At 41.4% G+C, this 12,651-nt stretch carries 18 protein-coding genes; 13 read left to right on the top strand and 5 right to left on the bottom strand.

Annotated elements, in window-relative coordinates; translation table 11 throughout:
- Together QZY09_RS21875 and QZY09_RS21870 are read left to right on the top strand one after the other, a co-directional pair.
- On the top strand, window positions 1-252 hold a 252-nt coding region (locus tag QZY09_RS21875; RefSeq protein ID WP_295676090.1), incomplete at its 5' end, for a hypothetical protein.
- A complete protein-coding gene (locus tag QZY09_RS21870; RefSeq protein WP_295676088.1) occupies window positions 249-902 on the top strand; it encodes a bifunctional 4-hydroxy-2-oxoglutarate aldolase/2-dehydro-3-deoxy-phosphogluconate aldolase in 654 nt (217 codons plus the stop codon). The genes QZY09_RS21875 and QZY09_RS21870, both read left to right, overlap by 4 nt.
- Window positions 903-941: 39 nt before the next feature.
- On the opposite strand, the gene QZY09_RS21865 is transcribed toward QZY09_RS21870, so the two are convergent.
- From QZY09_RS21865 to QZY09_RS21855, 3 genes are all read right to left on the bottom strand, one after another.
- Window positions 942-1,694: a copper homeostasis protein CutC gene (locus QZY09_RS21865; protein WP_295676084.1), complete on the bottom strand. Its 753-nt coding sequence runs from the start codon at window positions 1,692-1,694 to the stop codon at window positions 942-944.
- A 118-nt stretch (window positions 1,695-1,812) separates the two neighbouring features.
- The gene (locus QZY09_RS21860) at window positions 1,813-2,820 is read right to left on the bottom strand and encodes a N(4)-(beta-N-acetylglucosaminyl)-L-asparaginase (RefSeq protein WP_295676082.1); all 1,008 of its coding nucleotides are present in this window, start codon (window positions 2,818-2,820) and stop codon (window positions 1,813-1,815) included.
- 95 nt (window positions 2,821-2,915) lie between these two features.
- The gene (locus QZY09_RS21855) at window positions 2,916-3,341 is read right to left on the bottom strand and encodes a DUF2007 domain-containing protein (protein ID WP_295676080.1); all 426 of its coding nucleotides are present in this window, start codon (window positions 3,339-3,341) and stop codon (window positions 2,916-2,918) included.
- A 141-nt stretch (window positions 3,342-3,482) separates the two neighbouring features.
- Here QZY09_RS21855 and QZY09_RS21850 point away from each other — a divergent pair, with 141 nt between their 5' ends.
- The 6 genes from QZY09_RS21850 to QZY09_RS21825 all read left to right on the top strand — a co-directional run bounded on the left by QZY09_RS21850 (window position 3,483) and on the right by QZY09_RS21825 (window position 6,732).
- The gene (locus QZY09_RS21850) at window positions 3,483-4,445 is read left to right on the top strand and encodes a YafY family protein (protein WP_295676078.1); all 963 of its coding nucleotides are present in this window, start codon (window positions 3,483-3,485) and stop codon (window positions 4,443-4,445) included.
- A gap of 49 nt (window positions 4,446-4,494) precedes the next feature.
- Window positions 4,495-4,836: a DoxX family protein gene (locus tag QZY09_RS21845; RefSeq protein WP_295676076.1), complete on the top strand. Its 342-nt coding sequence runs from the start codon at window positions 4,495-4,497 to the stop codon at window positions 4,834-4,836.
- A 5-nt stretch (window positions 4,837-4,841) separates the two neighbouring features.
- Window positions 4,842-5,264 (top strand): EVE domain-containing protein, encoded by a 423-nt coding sequence (locus QZY09_RS21840; RefSeq protein ID WP_295676073.1) that lies wholly within the window; start codon window positions 4,842-4,844, stop codon window positions 5,262-5,264.
- A 99-nt stretch (window positions 5,265-5,363) separates the two neighbouring features.
- Window positions 5,364-5,792 carry an SRPBCC family protein gene (locus QZY09_RS21835; RefSeq protein ID WP_295676072.1) on the top strand — a complete coding sequence of 143 codons (429 nt, stop codon included), beginning with the start codon at window positions 5,364-5,366 and terminating at the stop codon, window positions 5,790-5,792.
- A gap of 20 nt (window positions 5,793-5,812) precedes the next feature.
- Window positions 5,813-6,265, top strand: a complete 453-nt coding sequence (locus QZY09_RS21830) for a hypothetical protein (RefSeq protein WP_295676071.1) — start codon at window positions 5,813-5,815, stop codon at window positions 6,263-6,265.
- A 5-nt stretch (window positions 6,266-6,270) separates the two neighbouring features.
- Window positions 6,271-6,732: a GyrI-like domain-containing protein gene (locus tag QZY09_RS21825; RefSeq protein WP_295676070.1), complete on the top strand. Its 462-nt coding sequence runs from the start codon at window positions 6,271-6,273 to the stop codon at window positions 6,730-6,732.
- A gap of 3 nt (window positions 6,733-6,735) precedes the next feature.
- On the opposite strand, the gene QZY09_RS21820 is transcribed toward QZY09_RS21825, so the two are convergent.
- Entirely contained in the window at window positions 6,736-8,070 is a 1,335-nt protein-coding gene (locus QZY09_RS21820) for a dihydroorotase (protein ID WP_295676069.1), read from the bottom strand.
- 261 nt (window positions 8,071-8,331) lie between these two features.
- On the opposite strand from QZY09_RS21820, the gene QZY09_RS21815 reads away from it, so the two are divergent.
- The gene (locus QZY09_RS21815) at window positions 8,332-9,597 is read left to right on the top strand and encodes a CHASE3 domain-containing protein (protein WP_295676068.1); all 1,266 of its coding nucleotides are present in this window, start codon (window positions 8,332-8,334) and stop codon (window positions 9,595-9,597) included.
- 32 nt (window positions 9,598-9,629) lie between these two features.
- Here the strand turns inward: QZY09_RS21815 and QZY09_RS21810 are convergent, their stop codons facing one another.
- Window positions 9,630-10,085: a hypothetical protein gene (locus tag QZY09_RS21810; RefSeq protein ID WP_295676067.1), complete on the bottom strand. Its 456-nt coding sequence runs from the start codon at window positions 10,083-10,085 to the stop codon at window positions 9,630-9,632.
- A gap of 215 nt (window positions 10,086-10,300) precedes the next feature.
- On the opposite strand from QZY09_RS21810, the gene QZY09_RS21805 reads away from it, so the two are divergent.
- The 4 genes from QZY09_RS21805 to QZY09_RS21790 all read left to right on the top strand — a co-directional run.
- A complete protein-coding gene (locus tag QZY09_RS21805; RefSeq protein ID WP_295676066.1) occupies window positions 10,301-11,647 on the top strand; it encodes a DEAD/DEAH box helicase in 1,347 nt (448 codons plus the stop codon).
- A 6-nt stretch (window positions 11,648-11,653) separates the two neighbouring features.
- Window positions 11,654-11,920 carry a hypothetical protein gene (locus QZY09_RS21800; protein ID WP_295676065.1) on the top strand — a complete coding sequence of 89 codons (267 nt, stop codon included), beginning with the start codon at window positions 11,654-11,656 and terminating at the stop codon, window positions 11,918-11,920.
- A gap of 4 nt (window positions 11,921-11,924) precedes the next feature.
- A complete protein-coding gene (gene gldC, locus QZY09_RS21795; RefSeq protein WP_096357345.1) occupies window positions 11,925-12,257 on the top strand; it encodes a gliding motility protein GldC in 333 nt (110 codons plus the stop codon).
- Window positions 12,258-12,259: 2 nt separating this feature from the next.
- The coding region (locus tag QZY09_RS21790) for a hypothetical protein (RefSeq protein WP_295676064.1) at window positions 12,260-12,651 on the top strand (392 nt) is incomplete at its 3' end.

Here is a 12,651-nt window from a genome sequence, read left to right as displayed (position 1 = left end):
GTATATCAAAAAATAGAAAATTATAGATATTTAAGCGGCTTACTGATTGGTGCGGAGTTGAAGGACTTAGTCGGCAATGAAATCGAAATAATTAATCTTGTTTGCGGACAAGAATTAGGAAGATATTATCAATTGGCACTGTTGGAATTATTCCCCTCAAAAACGATAAAAATCCTTTCAGCTCAGCAGGCTGATGAAGCTACCGTGATGGGCCATTTAAAAATTGCCAAACAATTAAAAATATTTGCATGAACAAAACATTTTCATTTGACCTGTTTGACCAGATGCCGGTAGTCGGCATTATGAGAAATATCCCGGATGAGCATATTGAAGATATAGCCGGTGTATATTGCCGCTCGGGTTTAACCAATCTTGAAATTACCATGAACTCGCCGAATGCCGAACAAAATATTTCATTATTGGCGGATTTATACGGGGATAAGTTGAATATCGGCGCAGGTACTGTTTGCAGCATGACTGATCTCGAAAAAGCGTTGAATGCCAAAGCGCAATTTATTGTCACGCCCATCATTAATGAGGAAGTGATCAAAACCTGTGTTACTGAAAAAATACCAATTTTCCCCGGGGCTTATACGCCATCCGAAATTTATAAAGCATGGTCACTGGGGGCATCCATGATCAAGCTTTTCCCGGCCGGAGATTTAAAACCCGGTTACATTAAAGAGATATTGGCACCTTTGAGTTTTGTGAGCCTGATGCCCACGGGTGGAGTCAATTTAGAGAATTTTACCAATTACTTTCAGCAGGGAGCAAAAGGGGTAGGGGTGGGAAGCCAGCTTTTTCCAAAAGATGTCATCCGAAGCCAGGATTGGAAGGCATTAGGCCAAGTTTATGTCTCCTTTGTTAATACATACAGAGATTTTATTGCTGACAAAAAATAGCCAAACTGGCCTTAAGACCAACTACTCAAATCTTCGGGCTTACGAATTTGCCATTTGTAATATGGCTTTTACCCGGCCGGCATCTGTCTGGTCATAAACAAATTCATCGCCATAATTATCACCCATTACAATATGGTCGTTTTTATAGTTCATTTTGCTTTGAACGCGAATTCTTGCTGATGAATGTATTTCTTTGGCTCCGGTAAACTCCACCAGGTCAGCGGCATTTTTTTCGCTCACACCACTGCCCGGCATTATGGTTATCCTGCCATCTGCTTTTTTTATCAGGTGGGCTAATATTTTTGCACCCTCCATCGCCGTGCTTTTGCCGCCCGAGGTCAAAATTCGCTCGCAACCTAATGCAATGATATCTTCAAGGGCCTGGTCCATATCTGTACACATATCGAATGCACGATGAAAGGTTACACCGAGACCTTTGTTTTTTGCCACCCGGATCAACTTTTGGCAGCGCTCTTTATCAATGGTGCCATCTGCATTTAATATCCCGATCACAATACCGTCGCAACCTGCTGCTATGCAATAATTTACATCGGCGGTAATTATATCATATTCAACATCGGAATATAAAAAATCACCCCCACGCGGCCTTATTAAAACATATAGTTTGATTTGGAGGAGTTTCCTTGCAATTTGGATTTCGCCATAAGAAGGGGTTGTTCCGCCTTCGTACAGGTTTTCGCATAGCTCTACCCTATAAGCTCCTCCATCCTGGGCAGCCAGGGCTGAGCCAACGGAATTGGCACAAACTTCGAGTATGACGGGACTTTTCATAGTTGACGGTAATTGTTAGTTAGACTGGCAAAATTATGACATAGAACCCCGATGTTTATACGAAGGCTTTTTAAAATGGTTGCTAATTTATTTTTGCCTGACGCTTTAATGCTACAAATCAATAAAAACTTTTACCCGGTACCAGGAGGTCTTGTTTTTCAGCATTGCAAACCGCGAATGAAAAGCCCTGCTGGATAGCATAAGCACCATATTCGCCCTTTTTGTTTATCGCCAGGAAACCTACCTGGATGTCTTTAGCAGTTTCCGGTTTCTTTTTGATAATGCGTTTAACGGCTTCCTTGCAGGCATCCTCAGGAGAATATCCCTGCCGCATCAATTCAACCACCAGGAAACTGCCAACATTACGAATCACCTCTTCGCCAACACCGGTTGATGTAGCGCCGCCCACTTCGTTATCTACATATAAGCCAGCGCCTATAATAGGGCTGTCCCCAACCCGGCCATGGAGCTTAAAAGCCATGCCACTGGTGGTACATGCACCTGATATATTTCCTTTTGCATCAATTGCCAGCATCCCGATGGTATCATGGTTATATTTGTTGCCCGGCGCATGCTGTTTATTTTCAATATTCATAACAGGAGAATATTTGGCTGTTTTTAGCCATTCCTTCCACGCTTTTTCTGATTCCGGCGTTAGCAGTTTTTCTCTTTTGAATCCTTGTTCAACGGCAAATTGAGTCGCGCCATCGCCAACAAGCATTACGTGCGGTGTTTTTTCCATCACTAATCGGGCTACCGATATGGGGTGAGCGATATCTTCAATTGCAGCTACCGAACCACAGTTGCCAAATTCGTCCATAATACAGGCATCAAGGGTTACATGTCCGTCGCGGTCAGGGTAACCGGCACGACCAACGGTGTGGTTATTCATGTCGGCTTCAGGTATTCTTACACCCGCCTCAACGGCATCTAATGCACGGCCGCCTTTTTCAAGTGTTTTCCAGGCTTCTTTGTTGGCCACGATACCAAAATCCCAGGTGGAAATAACGATTGGAAAACCCGCTGGTGGGTTAAAAACGGTTGATTTTGCAATAGATGAAGTAGAGAGTGCCGCAAGTGATGCGCCTGCAGCCGATACTTTTAGAAACTTACGGCGATTATACATAGCCGCTAATATAGAGATTAGCTTTAAAAAATTAGTTTTTTGTATCTTTATTGATACAAAAATCGTGAAAACAAGGAAGTTGAATTGATTTATTTCTACTCAAAATCCTGCTGGCAATTATTACAATGCCAGTTTTTCGCGGTGTGGAAGGGATTAACAAGATTCGCCAATGAATCGAGCAGGTCGGGCCACTGGTCATTTTCTTTAGATGCTGAAATATTGCTCACATTTGTGGACGCGCAATAAGGGCAAAGTACATAGGTGTTTTCACCATCAATCTCAATATGGTCCTGTTCATGCAAATCGCCTTCGGTTGCCAGTATTTCATAGCATTTTTCTATGTCACGCTCAAATACTTTTAGTTTTACGCCACCTACAGCCTGGTTATAAAGCGGGTTGGCGCCAATAGTATTTTCGTCGGCAATAAAGCAGGGAACTCCGTTTGCCTCAAGCCTGGTACGCACAATATGCGCCAGCATGGGGTCGTAATAAGACTGAAAAGTTACTATTTTATCGTCCATATTCAGATACAACAAATTACGGCATTATAATGTTTAAGTTAAGGCTTTTTATGTAATTTGATTATTATAAACAGCATTATTTCAATCCGGATTGATCAATATAATTTAGTGGTGTACTCCTTTTTACGTAATTTGGTGGTCATGAATCGCATTGACAGGGTCTCGGCTATTTTAATTCAACTACAATCGCGCAGGGTAGTTAAGGCTATGGATATTGCCGAGCGTTTCGGCATCAGCCTGCGCACCGTGTACCGTGATGTAAGGACACTCGAAGAAGCCGGCATCCCAATTATCGGCGAAGCAGGCGTAGGCTATTCCATAATGGATGGCTACCGTTTGCCACCGGTAATGTTTACCCGCGAAGAAGCCACCGCTTTTTTAACAGCTGAAAAGTTTGTTGAAAAGATGACTGATGCGTCAACCGCGGAGCATCACAAATCGGCCATGTATAAGATCAGGGCGATTTTAAAAACCTCCGAAAAAAACCTTTTGGAGGATATTGATAACAAGATAGCTGTTTTAAAAAGCCATCACCAGGCGCGGATCGATAATAAAGATCATATCCAAACGCTTTTAAATAGCATAGCACAAAAGAAGGTCATCAACATTGATTATTTCGCCAATCACAGCCAGGAGCATACGACAAGAGATATTGAGCCTATTGGCATTTTTTATAAAGACAGTTACTGGCACCTGATCGCTTACTGCAGAATGCGCAATGATTACCGCGATTTCAGAATAGACAGGATCAACCAGGTTAAGGTCACCGAAAAATATTTTGACAGCAAGCATCCTACGTTAAAAGACTATATCGCTCAAACCGCAAAGGAGCAGGAACTCGACCTGGTGATCATCCGCGTTGAAAGATCAGTATATGCACATCTTGAATACCAGAAATACTATAGCGGCTTTGTCTCAGAGAAAAAAATAGGGGATCAAATTGAAATGACCTTCCTTACAATGTCTTTAGAAGGCTTTGCCCGCTGGTTTATGATGTTTGGCGACCAGGCAGAGGTTATTAGCCCGGATAGTTTAAAGGAACGCGTAAGCCTTATTGCCGCTTCGATAGGCCAAAAAAATCTTCAGCTCACAAATCCCTACTGACATAGGGTTGTCATTCGCCGGTGTTTTATTTGTATGAAAAAATAAAACTATGGCAATTCAAATCATCTTTTGGGTATTGATAGCAGCTTATGTCATACCGGGCTTCATCTTTGGATTTAAGAAACTAACCGGCAACAAACAAAGTGTTGCACATTTTAAAAAATGGGGTTACCCGCTTTGGTTTATGCACTTACTCGGCTTAACCGAAATTACATGCAGCATCCTGATGCTTTTTAACGCCACTCGAATATATGGTATCGCCATATTCCCTTTAATACTTGCAGGCGCACTTTACACGCATGTAAAAAACAAAGAATCCGCCAAGGTAAAGAAGCCGATTTTTGTCGGCTTGCTGCTATTGGTGATATTTTTGTTCACCTTTTTTATTTAATTGCAATGAAGTACTGGATAGTAGTAGTCTCAAAAGATCATATTACAAGGGGAACTGCCGGTGGCTTTATCCAGGCTAACCACGGCAAACAAGGGCCTTTAAAGCGGATGGCAGTTAATGATTGGGTGATCTGCTATTCCCCGAAAGTAGCATATGGCGGTAATGAGTTGTGCCAGGCATTTACAGCAATCGGGCAGGTTGCGGATGATGAAATTTACCAGCATAAAATGGCTGACGATTTTATCCCTTACAGAAGGAACATAAAGTATTTCCCTTGTAAAGAAACATCAATCCTGCCAATTATAGGAGAACTGAGCTTCATCCCCAATAAAAAATCGTGGGGATACCCTTTTCGGGTTGGTTTTTTTGAAATAGGAGAGGCTGATTTTAAACTTATTTATTCTTCAACGGTTGATTGGGTTGAATAAAACGTCATTCAGTCATTGGGTCAATGGCCGGTGAAAAATAACTTTATAACCTTTCAACATTACAACATTTTAACATTACAACGTTACAACAACGAAACCATGGAAACACTCACATTAAAAACAACCATCACGTTTAACGAACCCATCGAAAAGGTTTGGAAAGGGTTAACCGATCCTGAAATTGTAAAACAATATTTTTTTGGAACGGATTTGAAATCGGATTTTAAAAAAGGAAGCCGGATAACTTTTAGCGGCGAGTGGGAAGGGAAAACATATGTTGACGGTGGAGAGATCATGGAAATCGATGCCCCTAAATTATTAAAGTATACCTATTGGAGCAGCATGTCGGGTACCGAAGATAAGCCCGAAAACTACAATAATATTACCTACGAACTGCATGAGCGGGATGGAACAACAGCCCTGGTAATTACGCAGGACGGTGTCAAAAATCAGCAGGCGCTCGAACATTCTGAACAAAACTGGAAAACTGTTTTTGGTGGACTGATAGAGATTTTAAAAAGGACCTAACATAACGCTATATTTATAGCATGTATTTTGTATCAGTAACCCGTTTGCGCATCAGGTCGGTATTTTTTTTACCACAGTTTTTGCTGGCTAATGAAGCCTCCATAAAATCCATTAAAAAAATTCCCGGTTTTATTGCCGGAAAGGAATTGATAGATAAAGGGTTCACTTTTTGGACGGTTACTATTTGGGAGTCCGCTGAGGCCATGAAATATTTCAGGAATAATGATCCGCATAAAACCGCCATGCGTAATTTGCCAAATTGGTGTAATGAGGCCGCTTATGTTCATTGGACACAAGAGGATGATGTAATACCGACCTGGCCCGTTTTGCATCAAAAATTAATAGAGATTGGCAAACTAACCAAAGTGAAATTTCCGTCTGGAAAGCAGCTGACGATGGATTATGCAATACCCGCCTGGACAAAATCTGAACGTCCAATTAAAAAAAATAGCACGAATACTCGTGTAAATTAAACGACATGAAAACAGAAATTACCGAAATATCGCAATTTTATCTGGTGGGAATAACAGTACGTACAACCAATCAAAACGGGCAATCACAAAACGATATTGGTGGTTTGTGGGGGGGGATAATGCAGGGAAATTTGCTGGCAATAATTGAAAATAAGCTTTCGGATGACACCTATTGCGTTTACACCGATTATGAGTCAGACTATTTAGGCGACTACACCTGTTTAATCGGATGCAGGATAGCCTCGCTTGATCATATTCCGGATGGATTTGCGGGGATAACTATTGCAGCGGGCAAATACCAGGTATATGATCCGGAAGGTAAATTTCCCGAGAAAGTTCACGCTGGCTGGCAGGAAATTTGGGGGAGCAATATCAAAAGAGCCTATACCGCTGATTTTGATCTGTATAGCGCAAATGCCAAAAGCTTTGAAGAAACGGAAGTGAAAATTTACCTGGCGATAGTATAAACGCTATCTTTCAAAGGCCAGCCTTTTTCCGGTTTGCCCTTCAATCAAAGTTTCTTTATCCCAAACTACATTTCCCGAAACAATCGTGGTTATTATTTTTGATTGAAATGTTGTGCCTTCAAACGGACTCCATTTGCATTTATAAAGGATGTTATCCTTGTTGACTTTCCATGGAGCATTTAGGTCCACCAGCACCAGATCAGCCCAATAACCCTCGCGGATATAGCCGCGTTTTTCTATTTGAAAGCAGTCTGCCACATTATGTGCCATTTTTTCGGCAATCTGTTCAAGGCTGATTTTCCCCTGGTGATAAAGCTCCAGCATAGCAGGGAGTGCATGTTGTACGAGCGGGCCGCCAGAAGGCGCCTGCAGATAAGGTAATGATTTTTCCTCAATGGTATGCGGCGCATGATCCGTTGCGATCACATCTATCCTGCCATCTAAAACAGCCTTTAAAATGCCATCTCTGTCGCCGGCTGTTTTTACAGCAGGGTTCCATTTGATCAGGTTGCCTTTGGTTTCATAATCCTCATCGCTAAACCAAAGGTGGTGAATACAGGCTTCAGCAGTGATTTGTTTTTCCTTTAACGGGATAGTATTATCAAAAAGATGCGTTTCTTTTTCTGTTGAAATATGTAGAATATGAAGCCTGGTATTATGCTTTTTCGCCAATTCAACGGCCATCGATGACGACAGGTAACAGGCTTCTTCGCTTCGTATTTTAGGGTGCAACCTCACCGGTATATTTTCGCCAAGCAACTGTTTAAAATGAGCCAGGTTGCTTTGGATAGTAGCCTCATCTTCGCAGTGGGTTGCTATAAGCATTGGCGATTGCGAAAAAATATTTTCGAGTGTTTTAGGGTTGTCCACCAACATGTTTCCGGTTGAGGACCCCATAAAGACCTTTATGCCACAAACATTTTTGATGTCGGTTTGGAGCACCTCTTCAATATTATCGTTCGAGGCGCCCATAAAAAAGGAATAGTTAGCCAAAGCACTTTGTGCAGCAATTTGGTATTTAGCCTCCAGTAAAGTTTGCGTTAGGGTGTTCGGAACAGTATTGGGCATTTCCATAAAGGAAGTTATACCGCCGGCGACGGCCGCTCTCGATTCAGTATAGATGTTCGCCTTGTGTGTTAAACCGGGTTCGCGAAAATGCACCTGGTCATCAATACAACCCGGGAAAAGGAATAGCCCTTCCGCATCGATCTCATGGTCTGCATTTATATTGATTTGTTTATCAATTCGTTCTATAATGCCATCCCTCACCAGGATATCGGCGACGAACTGTTTGTTTTCATTAACTATAACGGCGGATTTAATTAGAACAGAGGACATAACGCAAAGGTAATGGGATGAGTCCGGATTATTGATGAATTTTCATCAATATTTTTTTTAAACTTTGAGGAATAAAACAACCAACCGCTGGTATCTTCCGTAAAAGGGAACTTCACTCATGTATTATATTTACTCAGGGCCAGGATGAGAACAAGCATTCGTCAAAAACTTTTTTTATTCTCATTGATAGTTCTGGCAGGCAATGGTGTAACCGGATATGCAGTTTATCAAAGTAACCAGAGGCTCTTTAAATCAGAGCAAATGGTTCGCCATACAGAACAGGTTATCAACCAGTCGGGCAATGTGCTCTCTATAGCCAAAGATATTGAAACAGCGACAGAAGGATTTGTGATTACGAATGACAGCACATTTCTCCAGTCTTTTTATATTGCAGAAAAAGCCGCATTCACCAGCATTAGCGAATTAAAACAACTTACCCTTGATAACCCCGGGCAACAACTCCGCATCGATTCACTTGATGGTTATATGCATAAATTGTTGGATTTTGCGACTAAAACAGTTAAGATAAGACAAGAACAAGGGCTGATGCCTGCTGTTACCTACACATCAAATAAACAGGGTAAATACTTTGGCGATCAGATCCGCAAGATTACATCCACTATTCAGCAAGCTGAAAATGTTTTGTTACGCATTCGTAAACAAACAAACGGGCGTTCGCAAATAGCTTTTAAACAGCTTTCAAGGGTCATATTTATTTCGATGGTGGCATTCACTATTCTGCTGTTGATTTTGATAGACAGATATTTACTGCAGAATAAAGAAAAAGAAAAACGAACAATTGAGTTAGCGTTGGCTAACGAGGAACGTACGAAAATGGTGGGCGACCTGATGTTGCGGAATATAGACCTGGAGCAATTTGCCTACATTATTTCGCATAACCTTAGGGCACCGGTTGCCAATATTATTGGAGCCGCGAGTGTTTTGAATGATAATAATTTAAGTTTGGCTGATAAGGAGACCATTATCGACGGTATTAAAGTATCTGTTACGCGTCTTGATGAAGTGGTAAAAGACCTTAATCATATTTTGCAGGTAAAAGGCGATATCAACGAGACCAAAGAAATTGTCCATTTTTCAACCCTTGTTGAAGAGATAAAGTCCAGTATTCAGAATTTAATTGATAAATATAACATTGAAATAACGTATGACTTTTCGGCTGTCGACGGTTTTTTAACGTTAAGGGGTTATTTATACAGTATTTTTTATAATCTTATCTCAAATAGTATTAAATACCGCCGAAAGGAGATTCACAGTATTATTGAAGTTAAAAGCAGCCTGGTAAACAATAAACTGGAATTGCTTTTTTCAGATAATGGAATGGGCATCAATCTGAAAAAAAACGGCGATCAGGTTTTTGGCCTGTATAAACGGTTCCATTCGACCGCAGAAGGGAAAGGATTGGGCTTATTTATGGTTAAAACGCAAGTAGATGCACTTGGTGGTAAAATTAGCGTGCATAGTTTGGAAAACGAAGGTACTGAATTTAGAATTGAATTTAACTTATAACATTAAATCCAAATACAAAGGCCTGGCTTAATTTAAGGATTAAAAATCCATGGATAGTTGTCAACTATCGCGCTGATCAGCATAGGGTCGCTATTCTTTTTTTTGAGGAATAGGATCATTTTTTTGAAATAACTGGTAACACTTACGTCAGGTAAATAAAAATACCTTCCGTCTTTGATGACTTTAAAAGTGCCGAACTCAAGCCTCCCGGGTTTATTGCTTAGGTGGAATTTGGCGTCGTGGATATAATCAGCGATGGTATTGAACGATTTTTCGTCGGTAACACAGGAAATTACCTGCAGTGTGTCATTGATTATTTCCACAGAATCCCTGGGGACTTCGCCCGTTCCATAGCTTATATTAAGTGTATGTACATTGAGGATCCGTTCACCAACGTGCAGGAATTTGATATAATGAGGGTCGGTTGTTTGCCCGTGGACACTTAAAGTTAGAAAGACAAAGGCTATTAATAGAAGTTGTTTAATCATATATATAGCGCCCTGACCGATGGGGCAAACAATAAGTGCTGGTCGTTATTGATAAAAAATTCACCGAAACTTTACAAAGAAAGTAATTATTTAATAATCGTGCCAAACTTTCCGGATTTGCAGAAAATCCTTGTATTTGTCTTTCTGACGTCCTAAAAACCTTTCACCTTTACGCTTTCGCCTCTCACCTAATCAGAAAAAACTATCTTTGCCCCATGGCTGTAACTTTTGAGGATTTTAAATTTAACCGGCAGATCTTGAACGCGATTGCCGATGCCGGTTATACCGAAGCAACGCCTATACAGCAAAAAGCTATCCCACCCATACTTAACGGGCAGGATGTAATGGGTATTGCACAAACAGGTACGGGAAAAACTGCTGCCTATGTTTTACCTATCCTGATGAAGCTGAAATATGCCCAGGGCGATCATGCGCGAGCGCTGATTATTGCCCCCACACGTGAGCTGGCAATGCAGATAGAGGAAAATATTAAGGCTTTTGCCGCCAATACCGATTTACGGGTGGTGGTATTATATGGCGGACTTGGCCCAAAAACCCAGATAGAACAGATAAATAAGGGTATGGATATCATTGTGGCCACTCCGGGGCGCTTTATGGATCTTTACCTGGCCGGACATATCGTTACAAAAACACTTCAGACTTTAGTGCTGGACGAAGCAGATAAAATGATGGACATGGGCTTTATGCCCCAGATCAACCGGATATTGGAAGTGGTGCCTGTAAAGCGGCAAAACCTGCTTTTTTCGGCGACCATGTCTGATAAGATTCACGAACTCTCCAATAATTTCCTCGAATTTCCAACGATTATTGAAGTAACGCCACAGGCAACGCCGGCGCAGACAGTGAACCAGCATTTGTACTTTGTGCCCAATGTTAAAACCAAGATCAACCTGCTTAAAAAACTGCTTGACCAGGAAGATGACATAAAAAAACTCATCATTTTTTGTAAAACCCGTACCGCCGCCGAAGATGTGTACAAGTTTTTACTGCGAAAGTTTGGTGAAAAGGAGGTTAAGGTACTGCATGCCAACAAGGGACAAAATACCCGGATCAATGCCATCAATGCATTTAAAAATGATGAAGTGAAAATCCTCGTGGCTACTGATGTGGCGTCCCGTGGGATTGATGTGAGTGACGTAAGCCACGTAATCAACTTTGACGTTCCGGTGGTGATTGAGGATTATGTACACCGGATCGGGCGTACCGGGCGGGCCTATCAATCAGGCGAGGCGATCACTTTTTGCAATCCGGCTGAACTGTATTATATCCGCAAGGTGGAAAAACTGATCAGGCAAACTATCCCGGTAACCGATATTCCTGCCGAGGTGTTTATTGAGGCTACACCCTACGAGGAAAAACAGGAACAGGACCGGGAGATAGATATGCAGAAACGACGTGATGACCCGGATTTTAAAGGGGCGTTTCATGAAAAGAAGACTTTGAACCAGCGCAAAAAGTTTGATGCTGCAAAATCAAAAACCTCACATAATCCTAAAGAAAAAAGAACAAAGTCGCCAAAATCATACAGAAAAAAACATTAAGGTAATATGAAGTTAAGGATCACCCCCCTCAATTTTGCAAGCGCATTCTTTTTATTCGCAGCGGGCTACAGCTGGATCTATGGGATTAAAGTTACAGGATCTAAATTGATCAATTTGGGTGGCGCTATTGGCTGGATATTTATTTTGTTTGCTTTTGTAGTGTCATTTATGGACATAATGTTCCGTAATTTCTTCCCTGAGAACAAAAAGTTATGGATTGTAGAGCTAAGCTTTATAACTTTGTCCGCTATTATATTTTTAATTGTTAAATAACGAAATGAAGAAAGCGGAGATAAAGCTTACTATTGAACTCGACGATAATAATGTGCCGGAAACCATTATGTGGGAATCTACTGATGCGCAAACTAAAGAGGCATTGCCGGTAAAATCAATGATGCTGGCCCTTTGGGACCAGAATTATAAAAATACCCTGCGGATAGACCTGTGGACGAAAGATATGCCGGTTGATGAAATGAAGCGTTTTTTTTACGAGACACTGCAAACAATGGGCGACAGCTTTTTACGTGCAACCGGCGAAACAAATATTGTGGAAGACCTGCGCGACTATTGCGCCCACTTTGCCGAAAAAATGGAAATAACTCAAAAATAACCATGCGCCTCAATAATTTACTTTCCTTTATCGGCTTTGTGGTATTGATAGCTGGCACCTATTGCCCTATTTTAAAACCGATAGTTGGCCATTGGGACGTATACGACGGCAACAAACCATATGGCATCGTGATTTTACTGGTTGCGATAGTGGGTATATTGGGCACAGTTTTAAGCCAACCTAAAATTATCCGCCTTTCGGCCTGGCTGTCACTTGGTTTGGTGATCCTGTTTTATATCCTGGCTATTTTGAAAGTGCGCATGTCCTTTGATTTTATACCCTTGCATTTTCTTGCAAAATACCTTACCTCAAAAATAAAATTTATATGGGGCTGGTATTTATTGTTCGGTGGCGCGGCGCTGGCTGTTTTAGGTGTAATGTTTGGAAACAGGAG

This window comes from uncultured Mucilaginibacter sp., from assembly GCF_903913935.1.
Taxonomy (GTDB): Bacteria; Bacteroidota; Bacteroidia; order Sphingobacteriales; family Sphingobacteriaceae; genus Mucilaginibacter.
Note: the sequence above shows the minus strand (reverse complement) of the source record. Positions and strands in the feature narration are given on the sequence as shown.

What these genes read in the sequence shown, in the direction of transcription:
- QZY09_RS21870 (WP_295676088.1), top strand. Translation starts at nt 249, where the DNA reads ATGAACAAAACATTTTCATTTGACCTGTTTGACCAGATGCCGGTAGTC.
- QZY09_RS21865 (WP_295676084.1), bottom strand. Translation starts at nt 1,694, where the DNA reads ATGAAAAGTCCCGTCATACTCGAAGTTTGTGCCAATTCCGTTGGCTCA.
- QZY09_RS21860 (WP_295676082.1), bottom strand. Translation starts at nt 2,820, where the DNA reads ATGTATAATCGCCGTAAGTTTCTAAAAGTATCGGCTGCAGGCGCATCA.
- QZY09_RS21855 (WP_295676080.1), bottom strand. Translation starts at nt 3,341, where the DNA reads ATGGACGATAAAATAGTAACTTTTCAGTCTTATTACGACCCCATGCTG.
- QZY09_RS21850 (WP_295676078.1), top strand. Translation starts at nt 3,483, where the DNA reads ATGAATCGCATTGACAGGGTCTCGGCTATTTTAATTCAACTACAATCG.
- QZY09_RS21845 (WP_295676076.1), top strand. Translation starts at nt 4,495, where the DNA reads ATGGCAATTCAAATCATCTTTTGGGTATTGATAGCAGCTTATGTCATA.
- QZY09_RS21840 (WP_295676073.1), top strand. Translation starts at nt 4,842, where the DNA reads ATGAAGTACTGGATAGTAGTAGTCTCAAAAGATCATATTACAAGGGGA.
- QZY09_RS21835 (WP_295676072.1), top strand. Translation starts at nt 5,364, where the DNA reads ATGGAAACACTCACATTAAAAACAACCATCACGTTTAACGAACCCATC.
- QZY09_RS21830 (WP_295676071.1), top strand. Translation starts at nt 5,813, where the DNA reads ATGTATTTTGTATCAGTAACCCGTTTGCGCATCAGGTCGGTATTTTTT.
- QZY09_RS21825 (WP_295676070.1), top strand. Translation starts at nt 6,271, where the DNA reads ATGAAAACAGAAATTACCGAAATATCGCAATTTTATCTGGTGGGAATA.
- QZY09_RS21820 (WP_295676069.1), bottom strand. Translation starts at nt 8,070, where the DNA reads ATGTCCTCTGTTCTAATTAAATCCGCCGTTATAGTTAATGAAAACAAA.
- QZY09_RS21815 (WP_295676068.1), top strand. Translation starts at nt 8,332, where the DNA reads ATGGTTCGCCATACAGAACAGGTTATCAACCAGTCGGGCAATGTGCTC.
- QZY09_RS21810 (WP_295676067.1), bottom strand. Translation starts at nt 10,085, where the DNA reads ATGATTAAACAACTTCTATTAATAGCCTTTGTCTTTCTAACTTTAAGT.
- QZY09_RS21805 (WP_295676066.1), top strand. Translation starts at nt 10,301, where the DNA reads ATGGCTGTAACTTTTGAGGATTTTAAATTTAACCGGCAGATCTTGAAC.
- QZY09_RS21800 (WP_295676065.1), top strand. Translation starts at nt 11,654, where the DNA reads ATGAAGTTAAGGATCACCCCCCTCAATTTTGCAAGCGCATTCTTTTTA.
- gldC (WP_096357345.1), top strand. Translation starts at nt 11,925, where the DNA reads ATGAAGAAAGCGGAGATAAAGCTTACTATTGAACTCGACGATAATAAT.